13 protein-coding genes are annotated in these 16542 nt (G+C 49.7%); 5 read left to right on the top strand and 8 right to left on the bottom strand.

Going from position 1 to position 16542, the window contains the following annotated elements; all coding sequences use genetic code 11:
• Positions 1-9: 9 nt before the first annotated feature.
• Positions 10-1602 carry a S8 family serine peptidase gene (locus H6G50_RS07290; RefSeq protein WP_190714768.1) on the bottom strand — a complete coding sequence of 531 codons (1593 nt, stop codon included), beginning with the start codon at positions 1600-1602 and terminating at the stop codon, positions 10-12.
• A gap of 146 nt (positions 1603-1748) precedes the next feature.
• Between H6G50_RS07290 and rpe the strand changes: the two genes are divergently transcribed.
• On the top strand, positions 1749-2450 hold the full coding sequence (gene rpe, locus H6G50_RS07295) for a ribulose-phosphate 3-epimerase (RefSeq protein ID WP_190714770.1): 702 nt from the start codon (positions 1749-1751) through the stop codon (positions 2448-2450).
• Positions 2451-2735: 285 nt separating this feature from the next.
• Positions 2736-3026: a hypothetical protein gene (locus tag H6G50_RS07300; RefSeq protein ID WP_190714771.1), complete on the top strand. Its 291-nt coding sequence runs from the start codon at positions 2736-2738 to the stop codon at positions 3024-3026.
• Positions 3027-3094: 68 nt separating this feature from the next.
• Here the strand turns inward: H6G50_RS07300 and H6G50_RS07305 are convergent, their stop codons facing one another.
• Complete coding sequence (locus H6G50_RS07305; RefSeq protein WP_190714773.1) at positions 3095-6775, bottom strand: hydantoinase B/oxoprolinase family protein; 3681 nt, start codon at positions 6773-6775, stop codon at positions 3095-3097.
• 254 nt (positions 6776-7029) lie between these two features.
• Complete coding sequence (locus tag H6G50_RS07310; protein ID WP_190714775.1) at positions 7030-7926, bottom strand: Rpn family recombination-promoting nuclease/putative transposase; 897 nt, start codon at positions 7924-7926, stop codon at positions 7030-7032.
• A 149-nt stretch (positions 7927-8075) separates the two neighbouring features.
• Between H6G50_RS07310 and H6G50_RS07315 the strand changes: the two genes are divergently transcribed.
• Positions 8076-9788: a mechanosensitive ion channel family protein gene (locus tag H6G50_RS07315; protein ID WP_190714777.1), complete on the top strand. Its 1713-nt coding sequence runs from the start codon at positions 8076-8078 to the stop codon at positions 9786-9788.
• 3 nt (positions 9789-9791) lie between these two features.
• On the opposite strand, the gene bioF is transcribed toward H6G50_RS07315, so the two are convergent.
• The 3 genes from bioF to H6G50_RS07330 are packed head-to-tail and all read right to left on the bottom strand — an operon-like array spanning position 9792 to position 12318.
• Entirely contained in the window at positions 9792-10943 is a 1152-nt protein-coding gene (bioF, locus tag H6G50_RS07320; RefSeq protein ID WP_190714779.1) for an 8-amino-7-oxononanoate synthase, read from the bottom strand.
• Positions 10940-11641, bottom strand: coding sequence for a Uma2 family endonuclease (locus tag H6G50_RS07325; protein WP_190714781.1), 702 nt, complete (start codon positions 11639-11641; stop codon positions 10940-10942). The genes bioF and H6G50_RS07325 overlap by 4 nt, the downstream gene beginning before the upstream one ends.
• A gap of 59 nt (positions 11642-11700) precedes the next feature.
• On the bottom strand, positions 11701-12318 hold the full coding sequence (locus H6G50_RS07330) for a hypothetical protein (RefSeq protein ID WP_190714782.1): 618 nt from the start codon (positions 12316-12318) through the stop codon (positions 11701-11703).
• A gap of 433 nt (positions 12319-12751) precedes the next feature.
• Between H6G50_RS07330 and fmdA the strand changes: the two genes are divergently transcribed.
• Together fmdA and H6G50_RS07340 are read left to right on the top strand one after the other, a co-directional pair.
• Complete coding sequence (fmdA, locus tag H6G50_RS07335) at positions 12752-13939, top strand: formamidase (protein WP_190714784.1); 1188 nt, start codon at positions 12752-12754, stop codon at positions 13937-13939.
• Between the two features lie 77 nt (positions 13940-14016).
• Positions 14017-14295 (top strand): zinc ribbon domain-containing protein, encoded by a 279-nt coding sequence (locus tag H6G50_RS07340; protein ID WP_190714786.1) that lies wholly within the window; start codon positions 14017-14019, stop codon positions 14293-14295.
• Here H6G50_RS07340 and H6G50_RS07345 read toward each other — a convergent pair.
• Together H6G50_RS07345 and sbcD are read right to left on the bottom strand one after the other, a co-directional pair.
• A complete protein-coding gene (locus H6G50_RS07345; protein ID WP_347239901.1) occupies positions 14292-15116 on the bottom strand; it encodes a DUF3598 family protein in 825 nt (274 codons plus the stop codon). The genes H6G50_RS07340 and H6G50_RS07345 overlap by 4 nt on opposite strands.
• 32 nt (positions 15117-15148) lie before the next feature.
• The gene (gene sbcD / locus H6G50_RS07350) at positions 15149-16393 is read right to left on the bottom strand and encodes an exonuclease subunit SbcD (protein WP_190714788.1); all 1245 of its coding nucleotides are present in this window, start codon (positions 16391-16393) and stop codon (positions 15149-15151) included.
• Between the last annotated feature and the right edge of the window lie 149 nt (positions 16394-16542).

Consider the following 16542-nt stretch of genomic DNA (forward strand, 5'->3'; position numbering starts at 1 on the left):
CACGATTTATTACTGATTATTTGAGGCCGTCCACCAAGCTAAGGCATAGGGTTGGGTGGCTTCGTTCGCTTGCTGGCGATAGCGGACGCGAATTTTGTATCGACCCGTTTCGGGAACTTGACAGAATATATGTTCTGTGCTGTCTACTTCGCTGGTTGAGGCGCAAAGTTGCTCGTCGGGGTCGTCGCTATCTGCTTTCATGAGGTAGACATCGAGGTTGTTGAGGCCGAGATCGCGAAATTCCTCTCCAATATCGTACCGTTCGTTACCGTTCTTATCTTCGAGTTCTACCTGACGCTGCCAAGCCAGCGTTACGGCAGCATAACTCCCGGCTTTGAGCGGTTTATCGAGAACGTAGTCGCGGTTCTGTTCTGCCTCAATACTGCGATAATCCCAGCCGATCGCGGGAACGGGGGTTTCCGGACTCCACTGCCCCGGACTAAACTGCTGATAAGCCCGAAAAACATTCAAATGCCCGGTTCCCATCTCAATATCGAGGGGAATCTTGGGGTTATTATAAGCATCCCCATCCAGCCAGGTTTTATCTTCCTTATCCAGTGTCGTGCGCTCCATCCCGAGCAACAATCCGTCGCCCTTATCCTTAACCTTATCAGCAGAGTTGAGCAGTACCACCTTCATAACATCGCTGTGGCGCGCATCCGGACTCCAATTTGGAGTAGATTTAGCAATTTGGCGATCGCCGTATTCCTGCAACAGCGCCACCGATGCCGTAACATGGGGCGTGGCGAAACTCGTTCCCGTCACGCGCACCTTCTTCCCTTCCAGATTGTAAGTGTCAATCTGATGTCCTGGGGCCACCAACGCGATCGCGCGTCGTTCCCCTGCATTAATCTCTCGCTCGATTAAGCGCCGCCCGATTCCCATCGGCAAATCGCTCAAATTAGAAAAGTCCAATTTTGCAAACCAGCCATCGCGCCGCATCGTCGAAGCGACATTAACACCGTTATAGTTATCCGTTGGAATCGGAATACCGCCGCTACCTTGATTTCCGGCAATCAGGTAGAGCGTATCGTGAACCCGCGCCGACCAATCGATACAGAGTGTCAGCAACGCATTGCCATCGAGCGTCGGATTCTCGCGCGGATCGCGTTGCAGCGGTTCGCCGAAGCTAAAATTAATCGCCCGCACGTCCCCGCTATTTTGCAGCGCCACGTGCTGCGACGAGAGGCACTCTTGCGCCTGTCCGTCTTTTTGCATCTCTCCGACGGCAGAGGAATATAACTTCGCCCCCGGCGCAACGCCCGGTATCGTTTTGTCCCGACTCACCATTACTGAGGCAACCATCATCGCGTGTTCGTCTACCAAGGTATTGGCTTTCGCGGCTTCGTTTTGATGGAATACGCTTTCTACCATCGTCGTGCGGTTTTGGGGAGAGGTCTTATCCACCCCAAACTTGCTCGGACGACCGATTTCTACCTGCCCGATGCCAATTTTGCGTCCAAGCAGATTATAGGGTGCAGCTTGCAGGCGCAATGCTCCGATTCCCCGTTCTCCGAGCGACGAAATCTCCGCAGCCAGTGCCGGCGCGATCGCGACAACGGCTAAACTACTCCCGAGTAAACCTATCCATCTTTTAAGCATCTTTATCGATTCTTCGCTATTAATTTTCGAGTGTGATGAAATGGCGATCTCTTTTTTTTCAGTTTTCCGAACTCGCGATCGTCAAGAAAAGCTGAAGATTTGTTAAAATTAATACCAATCAGTGAGATTAGGGAGAACGCTCGACCATGACCAAAAAGAATATCGTAGTCGCACCCTCTATTTTATCGGCTGACTTCAGTCGTTTGGGAGAAGACGTTAAAGCTGTCGATGAAGCCGGTGCTGACTGGATTCACGTTGATGTAATGGATGGTCGCTTCGTCCCCAACATTACCATTGGTCCCTTGATTGTTAAAGCCCTTCGCCCCGTAACCCAAAAAACCCTGGATGTCCACTTAATGATTGTGGAACCAGAAAAATACGTCGAAGAGTTCGCTAAAGCAGGCGCGGACATTATTTCCGTCCACGCCGAACACAACGCCTCGCCCCACTTGCATCGTACCCTCTGCCAAATTCGCGAGTTGGGCAAGCAAGCCGGAGTCGTCCTCAACCCCTCCACGCCTTTAGAATTAATTGATTACGTTCTCGAAGTCTGCGACTTGGTGTTGATTATGAGCGTCAACCCGGGCTTCGGCGGACAAAGCTTTATTCCCGCCGTTCTCCCGAAAATTCGCAAATTGCGTCAAATGTGCGACGAACGCGGACTCGATCCTTGGATTGAAGTCGATGGCGGTTTGAAACCCGACAATAGCTGGCAAGTTATTGAAGCAGGCGCAAATGCGCTAGTTGCCGGTTCTGCGGTTTTTAACGCTCCCGACTACGCCGCCGCCATTGAAGGCGTTCGCAATAGCAAGCGCCCGCAAGCTACACCCCAATTGGCTAGCGTTTAACCCCAATTCCCAACTTTATCGCAGTTTTTCCTCTTCTATCGGCGTTCGGGTAGAAGGGGAATTCTGCTTATCGGTCTAAACATCAAAATAACTAAATTTTCTTTAACTTTTGCAAACTTATTGACGCTTTTAGATATAGATACTCTATGATTTGGTTAAGTTAATTAAAGATTTTTTAATCAATTCAAATGTCCCCGTCCGCCTGCTCGAGTTGAACCGGTTATACTTTCGTCTAGCTTGCGGATGTTAACGCTTCTTTGGAAACGTTTGAGGTCTTTACTTCATATGACTAAAGCCACAATCAATTTAACGGGATCGCTCGTCGTTGAAGAAATCGATTTCTTTTTGGCTGCCTATCCAGAAGGACATCCTTACCGCGCTGCCCTTTCGCATCCAGAACAACGGCGTAAACTTGTTTCCTGGGTGCTGAGTCGCGTCCCGAACCGTTACGCACTGCTTCAAGATTCCCAAGGAAGACCCATCTATCCCGATTTTCAATCCGCTTCTTTAGAAAAACGCCTGAAAGTCGAGGAGATTATTAAGACAGGGATTGAAGAAATCTTAGCGAAGCGGTGAATTCGCTCTCAGGACTTCTTAAGTCGATGGAGTTATCAATTCTCCAAGTCGTTATCCATTGTCCATTATCAATTATCAATTAAAAAACTTCCTCCACCGCCCGGAGTTTCAATGATGATAGTATCTCCGGGTTGCATTTTTACCACAGCCGTACTCTCCAAATTTTCAACTGTTCCATCCGCCCGTTCTACCCAATTTTTCCCCATTGCGCCTGCTTCTCCTCCGAACAAACCAAAAGGCGCGATAACCCGCCGACTCGAAACAATAGCAGCCATCATTGCATCCAAAAAACGAATGCGACGAATCACTCCATTGCCGCCGCAATATTTCCCTTTGCCGCCGCTTCCTTGACGAATTTCAAAATTAGCTAAAAGGACTGGAAAGCGCCATTCCAATACTTCAGGATCTGTCAGTCGAGAATTCGTCATGTGCGTTTGTACCGCATCGGTTCCATTAAAGTTAATTCCTGCCCCAGAACCGCCGCAAATCGTTTCATAATATTGGTAAGTTTCATTCCCAAAAGTAAAGTTATTCATCGTTCCTTGGGAAGCTGCCATTACTCCCAATGCACCGTACAAGCAATCGGTAATTTGTTGGGAGGTTTCGACATTCCCAGCGACGACAGCAGCAGGAGAAGTGGGGTTAAGGAAGCAGCCTTCAGGAACAATGATTTCTAACGGTTTTAAGCAGCCTTCATTAAGGGGAATATCTTCGTCGATGAGCGTGCGGAAAACATAGAGAATTGCTGCTTTACAGACAGCTAGCGGCGCATTAAAATTACTCTTGAGTTGGGGGGAAGTTCCGGTAAAGTTGAGAGTCGCGCTGCGAGATTCGCGATCGATAGCAATCGTAACTTGGATGGTTTCTCCCGTATCGAGGCAAACGGAAAAATGACCATATTTAAGGTTAGAAATTGCGCGCCTGACTGCCTCTTCCGCATTATTCTGCACGTGCTGCATATAGGCAATCACAGTTACTAATCCATATTGCTCGACTAAACGCTGAAGTTCTTGCACGCCCTTTTCGTTGGCGGCAATTTGAGCTTGTAAGTCGGCGATATTTTGAGCGGGGTTGCGAGCGGGATAGGGAGAAGAGGCGAGTAATTCTAGTAATTCAACTTCGCGAAATCGTCCATCTTTTACTAACGGGAAGTTATCGAATAAAATTCCTTCTTCCGTCACCGTCGTACTGTTAGGAGGCATGGAACCGGGCGTAATTCCGCCGATATCGGCATGATGTCCGCGCGAGGCAACATAGAAGTTGGGTTGCGAACTTTCGCTTCTCGAAAAAACGGGTGTAATAACGGTAATATCGGGAAGGTGAGTACCGCCATTGTAGGGATTATTAATGGCATAAACATCGCCCGCTTTCAGGGTTGTGCCGACAGCACGAATTAAACTTTTTACGCATTCTCCCATCGAGCCTAAATGCACGGGAATATGGGGCGCATTAGCGATGAGTTGTCCTTGTCTGTCGAAAAGGGCGCAGGAAAAATCGAGACGTTCTTTAATGTTGACCGAATAGCTGGTATTTTGCAGCGCCGTTCCCATTTGTTCGGCGATGGAACGGAAAAGGTTATTGAAGATTTCCAGGAGGATCGGATCGGGGTTGGCTTTTTCCTTGAATTTCTCTCCTAAGTTGGAATTTTCGCTTTCCTTAAATCCCTCTCCTGAAGCTGTAAAAGTGGCTTTGAGGCTGCTTTCATTCTTACTTAAAATTAAATGATTGCGATCGCTGATTTCTGCCTGCCAACCGGGTTCGATAATATTGGTTCCCGTCGCCTCAATAATAATCGCCGGACTGGAAATCATATCGCCCGGTTGTAAATCTTGGCGTTGATAAACGGGCGTTTCCTGCCAAACATCGGCAACATATAGGGGAACTGTTGCCATCGGAACGGGGGAAGCATCGCTGTGGCGTTTGATTATCGGTTCTTCAGCAACCGCTGTCGGACAAATCAATTCGATCGCGATCGCTTCGACAATGAGGGCTTTTTCCGGCATAATAAAGCCGTATCGCTGCTGGTGCAACGCTTCAAATCGTTCCCGAATTTCGCGCTCGCTGCTAAAATCGACCCCAAGCGTCGAATCGGTTCCCGCATACTTCAGTCGCAGTTGTCGCACCACAGTTAATCCCTCGAAATGAGCGACATTTTGCTGCTGTAATTGCTCCTTTCCTTCCTCAATTAACTGCTGCAATCCGCGATCGAGTTCCGGGATTAAAGTCTCGGTTAGCGTTGCTTCCACTGCTTTATCTCGCAACACCCGCAACTCCGCCAAACCAATCCCATAAGCCGATAAAACCCCCGCATAGGGATGAATTAAAATCTGTTGAATGCCCAACGCATCGGCGATCGAACAAGCGTGCTGTCCGCCCGCTGCGCCGAAACAACACAGCGCGTACTGAGAAACATCGTAACCGCGCTGCAAAGAAATTTTTTTAATCGCTTCTGCCATGATTTCCACAGCAATTGCTAGAAATCCCGTCGCGATTTGTTCGGGACTGCGCCCATCTCCGATTTCCTCAGCTAATCGGACAAACTTTTCGCGGACAATCGCAACATTGAGAGGTTCATCGGCATTTTTACCAAACACTTTCGGGAAAAATTCTGGCTGCAACTTTCCCACCATGACATTACAATCGGTGATGGTTAACGGCCCGCCCTTTCCGTAAGCCGACGGGCCGGGGTTCGCGCCCGCCGATTCAGGCCCAACGCGATACCGAGAACCGTCAAAGCGAATCAGGGAGCCGCCCCCAGCCGCAACGGTATGCACGGACATCATCGGCGCGCGCAGGCGAACGCCCGCCACTTCGGTTTCAAAGCTGCGTTCGTATTCGCCCGCGTAATGGCTGACATCGGTAGAAGTTCCACCCATATCGAAAGCGACAATTTTCTCGAATCCGGCGATTTGGCTGACTTTCACCGCGCCCACCACGCCCCCCGCAGGCCCGGAAAGGATGCTATCTTTGCCTTGAAAGTTTTGTGCGTCAGTCAGTCCACCGTTGGATTGCATGAAGAACAGTTGCGGCGATTCTGTATCGTTTTCTGCGCCGAGGCGGGCGGCGATGCGGTTAACGTAGCGGCGCAGGATGGGGGAAAGGTAAGCATCGATGACGGTAGTATCGCCGCGACTGACAAGCTTCATGAGGGGAGTCGTGCGGTGGGAGGTTGAGATTTGCGGGAAGCCGATCGCGCGGGCGATTTCTGCAACTTGTTGCTCGTGTTGGGGGTAACGGTATCCGTGCATGAGAACGATCGCGACGCTGCGAATTCCGCGATCGTAGGCGGCTTGCAGATCGTTTTGGACTTGTTTGAGGTTAAGGGGCGTTAAGACCTCGCCACTAGCGCTGTAGCGTTCTTCGACTTCGATCGCGCTCTCAAAGAGCATTTCCGGGAGAATAATCTCGCGAGCGAAGATATCGGGGCGATTTTGATAGCCGATGCGCAGTGCATCTTTGAAGCCTTTGGTAATAGCGAGAACGACGCGATCGCCTTTTCGTTCGAGGAGCGCATTGGTGGCGACAGTCGTCCCCATTTTCACCGCAGCGATGCGATCGCGCGGTAGCGTTTCATCGGGTGCGAGTTCGAGCAAGCGCCGAATCCCTTCAATCGCAGCATCTTCGTACTGTTCGGGATTTTCCGAAAGCAGCTTGCGGACGAGAGTTTTGCCTTCGGGGGTGCGAGCGACGATATCGGTAAAAGTGCCGCCGCGATCGATCCAAAATTGCCAACCTTGATTTGCACGCATAATTTTATTTCTACTGACTTCACAAAACCTTTCATAAATCTCTCAATCGACGCAGCGAAAAAGTTAGCTTCGCGATGCGGGAAAGGTTAAATTTTTTATATCCCGAAAATGCGTGCGGGAACTCTACGATATAGCAATCCATATCCTAAAATAGTTTCCAGCATATTGTGGAGAAAGACGAAACAATCTTTTGCTACCCTAGGACAGCAAAATTGCCAAGCTCGGCGAATTTCGCTTGACCTTTAGGCGATGCTTTATGACTCAGAACGCAAGTCTCGAACGGTTTCTAAGCTCAGTCCCGTCATTTGGGCAATCGTGTCATCGTCGAAGCGATCGAGTAAATTTCTCGCTACATCCCGCAGCGCTTCCTCGCGTCCTTCCTCGCGTCCTTCCTCCAAACCGACAGCGCGCCCTTCCTCAATCCCCTGCTCGCGTCCTTCCTCGCGTCCGAGCGCGATCGCGCCCTGCTGATCGTAAATAAACATTTCGCGCCGTTCGATATCTTCCAATTCGCTCTGACTTAAGCCCGCTTGGTTCGCAATCCCAAACGCTTGATTTAACTCGGTAATCTCTTCCATATTTTCCGGGATGGCATCCAGCGATCGCGCCGACTTAATAAAATAAATCCATTTTTCCGCCAGAGTTTCCAATTGCTCCAACTCTTTCGTAAACTTCGGCAACTCCACAAAAACTAACTCAATTTCATTATCGGGATAAATTTTATTATCGGTGGTTTCCTTAAAACTATAGCGAGAGGTATACTTTTCCCGCTCCGGGAACATAATAAAATCAGTTAAAGTTAGAGCAATGACCGGCTTCAGCATTCGATACCCTTCCCCAGATTGCAGTTGAAAAGCATAAGTTTTCGCTGCATTAAAAATAACTCGCTTAGCAAAAGACTGAACGTTTAGCACCTGCATCTCAATAATGACCGTAATGCCATTTTGCAATTTTGCCTTAACATCCAAGTAAGTGTCTTTTAAGCCTTCTAACTTCGGGGGCAAATTCGGATTGATAATTTCGAGGTCTTGAATCGTCGAATTGCCGTTATAAATCAACGCATTGAGAAAGCTAATAAGTATATTTTTACTTTCAGAGGAACCAAATATTTTTTTAAAAGCGTAATCAGTTTTTGGATTAATAAATCTCATCGTTTCCCCTCCAATGCCGAGCCTAAAAATATTTTATCCTGTCGAGACAGAAGGCGCGATCGCGTAACCCCCTCAAACCCAAAGTAACGTTATGCGCTACCTTTCTCTTAAAATAGACGACGGAAACCTCCCCATTCAGTCCATTCCGCATGGCATTTCTACGGCGATTCCGACTGCGTTTGCCGATAATCGGCGTTTTAGCTTGTATGGTTGCCCTCGCGCTCTCCCTGCCCTTTTCTAGCGCCACTGCACAACCCTCCCTCCCCACCCCCCTCACCGAACTTCCGCTTCCCTCCACCCTGCGCGTCGGCAACCTCGTCGCCGTCCCCGTCACCCTCGATGGTTACGAACTCTTTCGCATCGCCTCGAGTGCCGCAACTAGCAATACCGAAGGCAAAAAGGGCGATAAATTCCCCCTCGAGCAGCGCGTCAAGCTCATTGAAAACGAACTCTACGCCATTGTCGATCGCGCCCGCTACCCCCAATACTGGCAGCGCGGTTTCGATCCTAAAACCCTCGCCATTACAGTCGGCAAGCGCAAAAACGATCTCGTCATCTTAGCCCGCGATGGCGACAAATTGCGAGAGCGACAAGTGATGTTAGTTGCGCCGGAAGATGCCGAATACAACGGACGTTCCCTCACCCAATGGGCTGATGAGTTGACAAAAACAATAAAAGATGCACTGCTCCAAGCTCAAAAAGAGAGAGCGCCTGATTACTTACTGCGACAGGTTCAGTGGGCAGTCGGACTGTTTTTGTTGAGCATTCTCGTGCGGTGGATGCTGGATCCCCTCGAGCGAAGCGCGATCGCGGAATGGGAACGCCTCAAACAATGGCGCAATCAACTCGAAGCCGAACCGCCCCCTCCCACCGATAGTAACGCGCCGCCCATCGCCGCTCAACAAGATCGCGTCGTCGCCAACCGCGAACAACTGATCGTTTGGGAACGCCAGCGCAACACCAACATCCTCAAACGGCGGCTGCTGGAATGGGGACAACTCTTTCTGTGGGCGGGGATGATTACCTGGATTCTCGGGCGCTTTCCTTGGACGCGCAGCTTGCACGTTTGGCTGATCGAACAACCCATTGCGCTGCTTGCGATTTGGTTTGGGATTAATATCGCGATTCGCTTTAGCACTGTCGCTGTCGATCGCCTCCTCAAAGCCATCCACGACACCGAAACCCCCCTCCTTGTCAATAGCCAACGGCAAATCGTGCGCCTTGCTACCTTCGGCGTTGTGATTAAAGGCAGCATTGTTTTCGCCCTTTACACGATTGGCATTTTTTTAGCATTAGAAACGTTGGATATTCCCATCGCACCCGTTCTCGCCAGCGTTGGGATTATCGGTTTAGCCCTCTCCCTCGGTTCCCAAAGTTTCGTTAAAGATGTCGTCAACGGCAGCTTAATTTTGCTCGAAGATCAATATGCGGTTGGCGATTATATTGATGTTGGTGGGGCAGAAGGCGTTGTGGAAAATATGAATTTACGCATTACTCAAATTCGCGGCGCGGGCGGGCGTTTAACAACGGTTCCGAATGGCAATATTGCCACGATTCACAACCACAGTAAAGAATGGTCGCGGTTGGATTTTACCATCGAAGTTGCACCCGATACCGACCTCGATCGCGCGATGAAAATTATGCGCGAAGTTGCCGAAAGAATGCAAAAAGATGACGACTGGGAAGATAAAATTATCGAACCGACTAGCGCGATCGGCGTTCAACGCATCAATGCCCAAGGCGTTCAAATTTTAATGTGGATTAAAACCCAACCCTTGCAGCAATGGCAAGTCGGACGCGAGTACAGTCGCCGCCTCAAAGTTGCGTTTCAGCAGAACGAAATTCGCATTGGAGGAGCGTAAATGCTAGACATCCAATACCTCCAAAACGCGATCGCAATGTTCTAATTCGTGAGTTGCCATTACCGAAAAGCGCAGGCGACTGGTGGGAACGGTGGGCGGGCGAATGGCGGGGGCAAAAATTCCCGCTGCTTTCAGTTTTTTCGCCATTGCTAGCGCTGTGGCAGGGGATGCGAGTCCGATGCAGAGAATGGGCGCTTCGGAGGGTAAGAGCGTTGCTCTGGTTTGTTGGAGGCGTTGTTTGAGATAGTTAACGTTGCGCCACAGTTGGGCGCGGCGTTCGGGTTCGCTGCGAATGATCTCAATCGCGGCGATCGCGGCGGCGGTGTCGGCGGGCGATAATCCAGTGGTATAAATCCACGTCGCGGCGCGATTGCGGAGGTAATCGACAAGCAGCGCGGAACCGGCGACGTAACCGCCCAGACTCCCCAAGGCTTTGCTGAGCGTACCGATTTGTACGAGCGATCGCCCGCTACAATGAGAATGCTCGACGCAGCCCGCTCCCGTTTCCCCCAAAACGCCCGTTGCGTGCGCTTCGTCGGCTAACACCATGCAGTCGAATTCTTCGGCGAGATCGAGCAGTTGCGGGAGGGGGCATAAATCTCCATCCATGCTGAATACTGTATCGGTGGTTATCAAACAGCGGCGATAGTGGGGGCGATGCCGGTGCAGTTTGGCGCGCAAATCGTCGAGATCGTTGTGTTCCCACTCGAGCGCGGTTGCACCGCTGAGAATGGCTCCATTTTTAAGGCTGGAATGGTTGTAGCGATCGCCTAAAATCAGATCGCGCGCTCCGACTAAGGCGGCAATTGTCCCGAGATTGGCGAGATAGCCGGAACTGAAAACCAGTGCATCTTCGGTTTGTTTTAAGGACGCGATCGCAAGTTCTAATTGGCGGTGAAGTTCCCGATGTCCGCTTAGCAGCCTCGAGCCGGTACTCCCCGTCCCGTATTCTCGCGTCGCTGCTATCGCCGCTTCGATTAAACGTTCGTCGCCCGCGAGTCCTAGATAATCGTTGCTGGCAAAGTTAATAACCTTGCGCCCTTCGAGCGTGACAACCGCTCCCGCTCGTCCTTGCAACGGTTTTACGGAACGATACCAATCAGCGCGGCGAATGGTATCGAGCGATCGCGCCATCCAATCATAAGCGTTTGTCATTCCGGAAGATCGCCAAATCGTTCTTGGTACTGACGCAGGAGCGCTTCTAACTCTTCGGCGCGCTGGCGTTCGGCTTCGGCTCGCTCTTCGGCTTCCGTTTGCGCTGCCGTTGCCATCGTTAACGCTTCTGATAATTCGTCGGGAATTAGCAACTTTTCGCCCGTATCTTCCCGATAAAAAGCGATTAACTTGCCGTCCACTTCTAGGCGCAATTGGAGAACTTGGCTGCGGCGATCCGCGATCGCAACGTACTCGCCATTGAGCAAACGATAGCCGACGAGTTGTTCTTCAATCCACTCCTTTTTCGGATCGAATAGCCAATATTCCCGAACGCCCAGCCCTTCATACAGCGCCTTCTTTTCCGTCATATCTTTATTTTTCGTTCGCCGGGAAGTCATCTCAAAAATTACCTTCGGCGCTTGCTTCTCTTCCCAGAGTTTATAACTATCCCGTCCACCCGGTTCGACATCGAAAATGACCATCACATCGGGAACGACATAAATTTTAGGGAAGTTCTCGACGTAATAGAAGATTTGGTCGGCTAACACCGTGACGCGACGACCTTGGAGGTAGCGCCGCAGCACTTCTAACGTCATCAAAATTGCATACAAGTGGTCGTAGGTTTCTGCCAAGGGTTCGCCATCCTCGCTTGGATACTCAATTTCTTCTGTTTGAGGAGAGACTGTAAGAGAAACCATGATTTCACCTCTGATTAGAAGTCGGAGCTTATTGATGATTATCGTATCATTAAAATGACTCAGTTTAGCTTTTTTTGACTCAAATATATTCTTATCTCTCGATGACAAGTTATCCAAAAATACAGAACAACGTTAACTTCGCTCAACACCTTGGGAATCCCTTCTAAGAAGACCGAAATTTCGTGACCTCCGGGCTGCAAAGTATCGATCGCAATCCCGAAAGCCAACAGCCCCATTCCCCACATCAACAACGGATAGGGAGTCGATCGCCAAAAGTTGCGAAAACCCCACCCATAAAGACCGACAGCAACGGCATAAATCGAACAAGTCACGAGTTTGGGGACTCCCAGCAATAGAAAAATGATATGAATCCGATAGATTTCATTAAGGAGAAACCCCCCAGTTATAAGGGCAGAAGCTAACATAAAGCGATTTATCTTCGCTCCGGGTTGCAATTTGTGCAGCAACGCCCAAGTAAAAGCGCAAACAACCCCGGGAACCGCACATAAAATTTGGAAGGTGTAGGTAAATAGTCGTTCGCCGACGGGATAAGGCGATGGCGGCGGTAGAAATAAAAGACTCGCCGACAAACCGTAGTGTTGGGCAATAACCAGAATGGCAACCATTACGCCGATAGCGCAGAAATTTAGCTGAAGAATGCCGCGATTCTTTTTCATCTCATCTTTCCCTTTCTTGAAGCAGTGAAGGGAGAAACCTAGCTTTTTTGCTTAAGGAAATACAAGCTTGAGCCTCCCGATTCCGGAAAGAGGCTTGATTTCAGCGCGCACCGCTATGCCGATCCCTTCAGGATTGCGCCTAGGGATGCGAATGATTATCATTTTTACAAATAATAGATTTTCTTAATAAAGTTTGTAGCGTAAATATCATTAACCATTAGATAGCGATTGTAACAATCTGTCCTTAGAAATCCTGACTTTTCTGAGTTTCCAGGCAGGTAATTGTTGCAATTCTTAAAAAACGAACGAAGGAATTGAGTGTTAACCTGTGAATAGCAAAAGAAGAGTTGATGTTAGAGCGATTACAATGACTCGGACAATCAACATCGATTTCTAGCTGTAGTTTGCCCGCCGTAGAAAACGCCCATTCATCATGCCACCAACTCTCTTCAAAGTCGATCTGACTAAACCCATGCAAGAGCAGGAATTGCCCGGTCATAACCGCTGGCATCCCGATATTCCTGCTGTCGTCTCCGTTAGTCCCGGCGATATCTTTCGCATTGAATGTAAAGATTGGACGGACGGGCAAATTGCGAATAACGATGACCCCAGCGATGTCCGCGATGTCGATCTCAGTGTCGTTCATGTTTTAAGCGGTCCGATTTACGTGAATGGTGCGGAACCGGGCGATATTTTAGTGGTAGATTTACTCGATATCGGTCCGCTGGCAGGCGATGAGTGGGGTTTTACTGGAATTTTTGCGCGGGAAAATGGCGGCGGATTTTTAACGGATCATTTTCCAAATGCAGCTAAAGCGTGTTGGGATATTCAAGGAATTTATACGCAATCTCGTCACATTCCTGGAGTCCGTTTTGCAGGGATTACTCACCCCGGTTTAATCGGTTGCGCGCCTTCCCATGAATTGTTGGCGAAATGGAACGCCCGAGAGCGCGCGCTGGTGGAAAAAGGCGGCCCGCCCTGGAAACCGGCGATTCCTCCCCTGGCGGAATTACCAAACCCTAAAAATGCAATTTTAGGCACATTAAAAGGTGCAGAATTCGATCGCGTTGCAGCCGAAGCAGCGCGTACCGTCCCACCTCGGGAACATGGCGGGAACTGCGATATTAAGAACCTCTCCAAAGGGTCGCGCATTTACTTCCCGGTGTATGTAGAAGGAGCAAAACTATCAATGGGAGACATTCATTTCTCTCAAGGCGATGGCGAAATTTCCTTCTGTGGTGCAATTGAAATGTCGGGATATATCGACCTGCACGTTGATGTGATTAAAGGCGGGGTTGAAAAGTACGGAATGGTGAATCCGATCTTTAAACCCGGCCCGGTAGAACCGCGTTATTCAGAGTATTTAATCTTTGAAGGAATTTCTGTCGATGAGTTTACTGGAGAACAGTATTATCTCGACGCGCACGTTGCTTATCGTCGTGCTTGTTTAAACGCGATCGAATACCTCAAAAAATTTGGGTTTACGGGCGAACAAGCTTATTTATTGTTAAGTTGCGCGCCGGTAGAAGGCAGAGTCAGCGGAATTGTCGATATTCCTAATGCTTGTTGTACTTTAGCGTTACCGACAGAAATTTTTGATATCGACATTCTGCCTAAATGAAGATTGCTTAAACCGGGTTGGCTTGAATAATTTGCACAACTCGGTTTTTTAAACTTTGAATTTTGAATTTTTGGATTATGCCTCTATACGATTTTCGCTGTAAAACTTGTGGAGACTTTGAGGCTTTGCGAACCATCGCGGAGTTAAACGTACCAATGACTTGTCCGATCTGCTCTGAAATCGTGCAGCGCCTCTTTTCGCCGCCAATGGTAAACTTAAATTCCGGTCGCTTGCCTAGCAGCGATTCGGGAGAACCGGCGCGCGTGCGACGGATAAAAGCACCTCAACCGCCGAAATACCAAACGGTTAAAGGCGGACGACCCTGGATGCTCGGTCATGCGTCGGAGCGACTTTAATTGACTTTTTGCTCTTCGAGCAAGGTCAAACTCATCCACTCTCCTTTAGCATTGTAACTGCGAATAAGGCGCTGTCGTCGCTGCGGTTCGAGTAGCCATCCCATTTCTAGGATGAAAGGATGACCGCGCTGAATCGATTGAGGACAATTAGCAGAACCTCCATCGGGCAGCAGGAGAATTTGTATGGGTAAAGCGCCTTCGTTGAAAAGCAGGCGGGAGCCTTGAATTTCGCCGGTGGAGCTAACAACGCGATCGCCAAATTCTAACTTTTGTTGGATGCGATTTTCGTTTTCAATCGCGATCGAAAGCCGCGTCGGATAAACGCTAGGATTGCGATAATCGGGATAAAGCGTTGTCGCTTGCCCTTCCCAAGTTCCCGCTAACTGTTCGACGGTTAAGGGCGGGCGATCGGGAGTGGTGCTGTGGGGTAAACGTTCGCGAATGAGGGTAATGCGATTGCACTGACTGGCGCGATCGTACAACATTACCGCGCGCAAGCGGCGATCGCCTTCGATTAAACCAAACTCAGCCCCAAACTCGCTATAAGGTCCCCACTGGAACGAACCTTGAGAAAACGCGCCCGTTTCAAAAAATAAAACTTTGGGGGCGACTTGGGTATACTCGAGCGCGATTTCCTTGGGCGGTTCGTCGGGCGGAAGATAGCGAACGGTTAGCGAGACTTTTTGGTTATTCTCCGAACCAATCAGCGAGACAACCGAGGGAGTCTCTCCCAGCAATTCCCCTTCCGGAGAAAAGGCGGCAAACGAACCTTGCCATTCTCCCAGATTCTTCAAAAAATTTTCCCACTGTGCGGACATCATCTAAATCTATAAATTAGCTCTCAAGCTTGATTTTAAGCGCCAAGTTCCTCTAAAACATCTTCTTCTAGTAATAATTGTGCCGCTTCGAGCATTTCTGCTGCAATTTCTCTTAAATCGTCGCGATTGCCCAAATAAGCTTGCAGGGCGGCGAAGGGATCGATACGACTGCTAGCCCCCAATTCTGGCAAGCGGGGGGTGGCTAACTGAGAGACGAGTTCGGGACGAATCGTGTAGGTGTGGGAAGGTTGTAAGGCTTGGTGCAGTGCGGGCGTATCGATTTCGTCCAATTGTTCCGATCGCAGTTTATAAATGAGACGCACGACAGTTTCTTCTATTTCATATTTCGCGATCGCGTTTAAAATAGCAACTTGCGGCTCCTCGGATTGAGACACATCAACTTCAATCGTCCGAAAAGGACGCACGGGTAACGTGCAGAACTCCCAATTCGCTTTACCTTTTTCTAACTCCAGCCAAATATAGCCCTTATCTTCTTTTTCCTCGCTAAAATCGACTCGTTCGATGCTACCGGGATAGACGACGGGGGGATTATTAGCGGGATTCAAATTTTGGTGTTTGTGAACGTGACCGAGGGCAACATAATCGATCTCGGGACGGATAAGCAGCGAGATGGGAATGGTGAAACCTTTACCCACGGCTAAAAAGCGTTCGGCTCCGAGGGTAGCGCGATCGACCATTAAATGTCCGAGCAGAATTGTGGGAATATTGGCATCTAAGCGGCGAATTTCGGCTTCTAAGACCGGGCGCAGGCGATCGATGAGTAAAGCATTCACTTCAGCTAGGGAATGCCCTTCTGTTTCCGGGCGCGTTAGCAATGTCGATCGCGTCAGCCAAGGCAGCGTCAGCACTTGAACGTCGCCGTTGCGCGTTGAAATGCGGTGCGTAGCAATGCCATCGCCGACGTGAAAGCCCGGAACTGCTAAGGTTCGGTAGATACAAAGACTCGCGCCGCCCGTCCCTTGGGAATGTTGGTCGTGGTTGCCGACTAACAGGACGGCTGGGATATCGGCATCGGCAAGGCGACGAAATTGGGCGGCGAATGCTTCTTGGATGTAGGGCGGCGGCGTAGCGTCGGGGAAGGCATCGCCGCCAAAGAGGACTAAATCGGCGGGTTCTTCGATGGCGCGATCGATACAGCGCGATAAGGTATTGACAAAATCCTCTAGTCGTGTGTTAGTGCCGGTATCGGGATTGACGCGACCGTGCGTGAAACTACTGCCTAGATGAATATCCGATAAGTGAAGGATTGCGATCGCCATTAGCTCTCCGATTCTTAAACAATAGTTGCTAAAGTGAAATTTTTATGAAGCGCTGTTTCGATATTTCGGGTTAAAAAAACTTTTATCGGCTCGAGCGCTGGGAACTCACAATCTTTACAGAAAGCGCGATCGGTCAAGCTCTGGGGGGA

It is taken from the genome of Oscillatoria sp. FACHB-1406 (assembly GCF_014698145.1).
Taxonomy (GTDB): Bacteria; Cyanobacteriota; Cyanobacteriia; order Cyanobacteriales; family Spirulinaceae; genus FACHB-1406.